Raw genomic sequence first — 4,611 nt, forward strand, 5'->3', positions numbered from 1 at the left:
CCCGGCCGGGAAGGACTCGGGGAAGAAGACGGGGAAGAAGGCAGGGAAGAAGCGGCGCCTGTGGCGGTCGACGCCGGTTACCGCCTGAACATGCCGACCACCGGCGGGTGGCCCGGCACCGGCCCGGGAGCCCGCCGCCAGGGCGTGTCTGATGGATGTTGGTCGATGCAGGCGTCCGGGCGCCGCCCGCGCGACCGGCCCGGGCCGCCGCGTTCGTCCGTGCCCGTCCACCGCGATGACCGCGGCGGGCGGGGGGACTAGCCCGGCGGCCCGTCCCTTCTTGGGCGTATAGCGTAAAAACACGGCGGGAGTGTCCCGCCGGCCGGCCGGGGGTGCCAGCGGGCCGGCAGCCACCCCCGGCCCGCATCGCCCGGCCGGTCAGGGCCAGGGCATCCGACGGACCCACCACTGGTCGGGCGGCTGGTACCGGGCCGGCCCCGCGGCCCGCAGCTTGCGGACGAACGGCAGGACGGCCAACGCGCCGAAAACGAACCCGACCACATGGGCGCCGTAGGCGACGCTGCCGCCCTCGGCGACACCCATACCGATGAAATAGACATACTGCAGCAGGAACCAGAACCCGAGCACTATCCAGGCCGGCAGCCAGAACGGCAGGAAGAACAGGAACGTGACAAGGCCGATGACCCGCGCCCGCGGGAAGACGACCAGGTAGGCGCCGAGTACGCCGGCCACCGCCCCGGAGGCGCCGATGAGCGTCGTGGTCGAGTCCGACTCGAACAGCGCGAACCCGTAGGTGGCCACGTACCCGCACGCCAGGTAGAAGATCAGATAGAGGAAGCGGCCCATCCGGTCTTCCACGTTGTTGCCGAACACGCCGAGGAAGAGCATGTTCCCGAGCAGGTGCAGCCAGCTCCCGTGCAGGAACATCGCCGTGAGCACCGACAGGACCGGTGGCTTGGTGTACGGCGGCGGCGACTCCTGCTGGCAGAGCACATGGCCCTGCGGATCCACCCCCACGGCCTGACCGGTGAGCGCCTTCGAAGCGGGCCGGTTCTCCAGGATCTCGGTGGGGACCGCGCCCCAGCGGTCGAAGAACCGCTCCTGCTCGCAGACGCTCGCCGGAGTCGTGGTGTCAGCCCCGGCGACCGAGGTCACGACCGGCTCGAAGAACACGAAGACGACGACGTTGACCGCTATCAGCAGCCAGGTGACGACCGGCCGGCGACGCAGCGGGTTGATGTCGTGAATCGGTAGGACCACGCACCCATCCTGCCCGCGCCGCCCGCGTCACCGACAACCGCATCCACCCACCGCCGCCGTCCCGCGTACCCTCACCGCCGACAAGTGGCCGTTGTGATCCCGATGCCGTTCCGGCAGCACCAGAATCACAACGATGATGAAATTCGCGGGCGGCCGGGGTCAGCGCAGGGCGTTCTTGTTGAAGGGCTCGAGCTGTTCGCCGGCGGCGAGGGGGCGGCCGCCCAGGTAGCTGCCGCGCATGTGCCGGCGCACGCCGCCGGGCGGATCCTCGGTGGCGCGGGCGGCGGCGTGCCACAGGTCGCTGTGGTGCAGCAGCACGTCACCGCGGTCGCAGTAGAGCGCCACCTCGCCGGGGATCCTGCCGAAGCCGGCGGGGACGGCGTCCCAGTCCCCGTGGTGGCTGCCGGGCACCGCCCGCAGGAAGCCGTTGGCCGGCGATGTCGCGTCGATGTGGAAGGTCAGCGCCACGCCGGGCCAGATGTCCGACGTCGGCCGGGACTGGTGGTCGCTGTGCCAGCCGATCCGCGTGTAGGTCATCCCGGCGCCGGGGCGGGCGTCCTGGTAGATCACACCATGATCGTCCACGTCGTACAGCCAGTAGCCGTCGCCGAGGATGCGCCGGACGAGCGCGAGCAGGACGGGGTGGCGGATCGCGACCGCGGCGACGGGGGAGAGGTTCGTCACCCCGACGACATAGTGCACGTACGGCGGATGCTCACCGTCGAAGTCGCCGCCGAGATCGTCCCCGGCCCAGGAGCGGTCGAGCTCGCCGGTGCTGATCCGGCGCTGGAGGCCGGCGAGCGCGGCACCGAGCTCAGCCGTCTCCTCCTCGCCGAACAGCCCGCGGACGATCACGAAACCGTCGCGGTCGAAGTCCGCGGCCAGCCCCGTGATCGTCTCCGATGCCTCGGGCGTCTCCGACAACGTGTCGACACCGTTCGTCATACGGCCATCATGCAGTGCGGGTACTGGGTCGGGGCCGCTCACGGCGGACGTCGGAGAGCCAGGGCCTACCGATACTGGCGGTGCTCGTCGGGACGCTGGGTGTTGCGGTTGAGCCACAGGGGCGTGAGGAGGACGATGAGGCCGGCGGCCACACCGACCTGCAGGATGTGGCGTATCCAGTCGAAACCGCCGGTGTGGCGGACACCGAGCACACTGGCGATGATGTTGCCCACCAGCGCGCCGACGATGCCGACGACGATCGTGAGCCACAGCGGGATCCGCTGCGGCCCCCGGACGGCCAGTCGTGCCAACAGGCCGATCACGAGGCCGGCAAGGATGATCCAGATCAGTTGAAACATGGTGGCCTTCCCCGGTGGGAGTCGTTGTCACCAGTAACTGTCACCAGCCGTTGTCACCAACGGTGGGATTATCTCCACGCGGCTTCCTCGCAAACGCCGATGGTCCGTTGCCGCCTGTCCATACCGCGACAGCCGGCCGCCATGACCACCGCGGGACATGCCGTCCACCCAGCCGTCACATCCGCCGCGGATGCTCAGACGGCCAGGAGCGCGCCGGGATCGGCGGTGGGCCGTGGGCCGGTACGGGCGGGACGGCGTACGCCGTATGACGCGTGATGGACGGGGCACGGTAGACATGGCGTATGGGGCATCGTCCGCGGCATCGTCCGGAGGGAGACACGTCGGCTCGGTACGCCGATGTGGGGGAGCTGCTCGCCGACGACCGGGCGCATGTCTGGCATCCGTACGCGTCGGCGACCGACCCGCTGCCGGTGTTCCCGGTGGCGTCCGCGTCCGGGGTGCGGCTGCGGCTGGCCGACGGGCGGGAGCTGATCGACGGCATGTCGTCGTGGTGGGCCGCCATCCACGGCTACGCCCACCCGGTCCTGGACGCGGCGGTGCGCGACCAGCTCGACGACATGGCCCATGTCATGTTCGGCGGGCTGACCCACGCGCCCGCGGTGACGCTGGCCCGCACCCTGGCCGAGATCACCCCGCCGCCGCTGACCAGGGTGTTCTTCTGCGACTCCGGTTCGGTCTCCGTCGAGGTCGCGATCAAGATGGCGTTGCAGTACGCGCGGGGCCGGGGACGCCCCGGGCGGACGAGGCTGCTCACCGTCCGCCGGGGATATCATGGGGACACCTCCGGCGCGATGGCCGTGTGCGACCCGGACACCGGCATGCACCATCTGTTCACCGGCCTGCTGCCGCGTCACCTCTTCGCCGAGGCGCCGCGGCCGGGCTTCGACGAGCCCTGCGAGGACGAGCACGTCGCCGGTATCGCCCGGCTGCTCGACGAGCACCAGCACGAGATCGCCGCGGTGATCTGCGAGCCGGTGGTGCAGGGCGCCGGGGCGATGCGCTTCTACGCCCCGGGCTGGCTGGCCCGGCTGCGCGAGCTGTGCGACGCCTACGGCATCCTGCTCATCGCCGACGAGATCGCGACCGGGTTCGGACGCTCGGGGGAGCTGTTCGGCTGCAACCACGCCGGGATCAGCCCGGACATCATGTGCGTCGGCAAGGCCATGACCGGGGGATACCTGTCGATGGCCGCAACCCTGTGCACGGACGAGGTGGCGGCCGGGGTGTGCGGGTCCGAGGCGGGCGTGTTCATGCACGGGCCGACGTTCATGGGCAACCCGCTGGCCGCGGCGGTGGCGAACGCCAGCATCGGCCTGCTGCTGTCCGGGCCGTGGCGGCGCCGGGTCGGTGATCTGCGGACCTGGCTGGCCGAGGGGCTCGCGCCTGCCCGCGCGCTGCCCGGTGTCGCCGACGTGCGGACACTGGGCGCGATCGGGGTGATCGAGACCCGGGAGCCGGTCGACATGCGGGTGATCCAGCCGCTGCTGGTGGAGCTGGGGGTCTGGGTGCGTCCGTTTGGCCGGTTGGTGTACGCAATGCCCCCATACGTCATGACGCGCCCAGACGTCGCCGCGCTGACCGCCGCCATGGTGGAGGCGGTCGCCCGCACCACCTGATGATCTAACCGCTTGACCTGCGGCAACGGGCCCGCCGGAACGGTTGTGTGCCGTATCGGGGCCATCTTCTCGGGCATCGTCCGACGGTTCCCGACACAGGGACAACATCGAAGTGGTTGCGGTCGCCGGGCCACCCTCCGTACTCTTTGCTTCTGTTGGTGACTGTGAGTAGCAGGCCGGTGCGAATCAAACCGGAACGAGGCGAACGGGAGGAAGGTCGGCCCACCATGATGTCCCGCATTTTGTTACCTCCTCTCCGGGGAACGGTGCCTCTGTGGGGAACGGCGAATCCGGGGAAAACCGCGCATCCCGCTGGAACAACGGCGCACGGCACGCCCGCGCCGGCGGGCTCCACCGCCGGCGGAACGGACATGTGCCCGCCACCTTGTCCGCCATGTCCGCCATCCCGTCCACCGTCGCGCTCCCCCTCTCAGCCATCCCCTCAGCCG

General features: G+C 70.5%; 4 protein-coding genes. 1 reads left to right on the forward strand and 3 read right to left on the reverse strand.

Annotated elements, in window-relative coordinates; translation table 11 throughout:
• Window positions 1–378: 378 nt before the first annotated feature.
• From AC5LUJ_RS00905 to AC5LUJ_RS00915, 3 genes are all read right to left on the reverse strand, one after another.
• Window positions 379–1,221, reverse strand: coding sequence for a rhomboid family intramembrane serine protease (locus AC5LUJ_RS00905; protein WP_250280453.1), 843 nt, complete (start codon window positions 1,219–1,221; stop codon window positions 379–381).
• Window positions 1,222–1,380: 159 nt separating this feature from the next.
• On the reverse strand, window positions 1,381–2,166 hold the full coding sequence (locus AC5LUJ_RS00910; RefSeq protein ID WP_250280451.1) for a phytanoyl-CoA dioxygenase family protein: 786 nt from the start codon (window positions 2,164–2,166) through the stop codon (window positions 1,381–1,383).
• Window positions 2,167–2,231: 65 nt separating this feature from the next.
• A complete protein-coding gene (locus tag AC5LUJ_RS00915; RefSeq protein WP_250280448.1) occupies window positions 2,232–2,525 on the reverse strand; it encodes a GlsB/YeaQ/YmgE family stress response membrane protein in 294 nt (97 codons plus the stop codon).
• Between the two features lie 302 nt (window positions 2,526–2,827).
• Between AC5LUJ_RS00915 and bioA the strand changes: the two genes are divergently transcribed.
• The gene (bioA, locus tag AC5LUJ_RS00920) at window positions 2,828–4,162 is read left to right on the forward strand and encodes an adenosylmethionine--8-amino-7-oxononanoate transaminase (protein WP_250280444.1); all 1,335 of its coding nucleotides are present in this window, start codon (window positions 2,828–2,830) and stop codon (window positions 4,160–4,162) included.
• The last annotated feature ends 449 nt before the right edge of the window (window positions 4,163–4,611 follow it).

Source organism: Protofrankia sp. CiP1_Cm_nod3 (assembly GCF_982290655.1).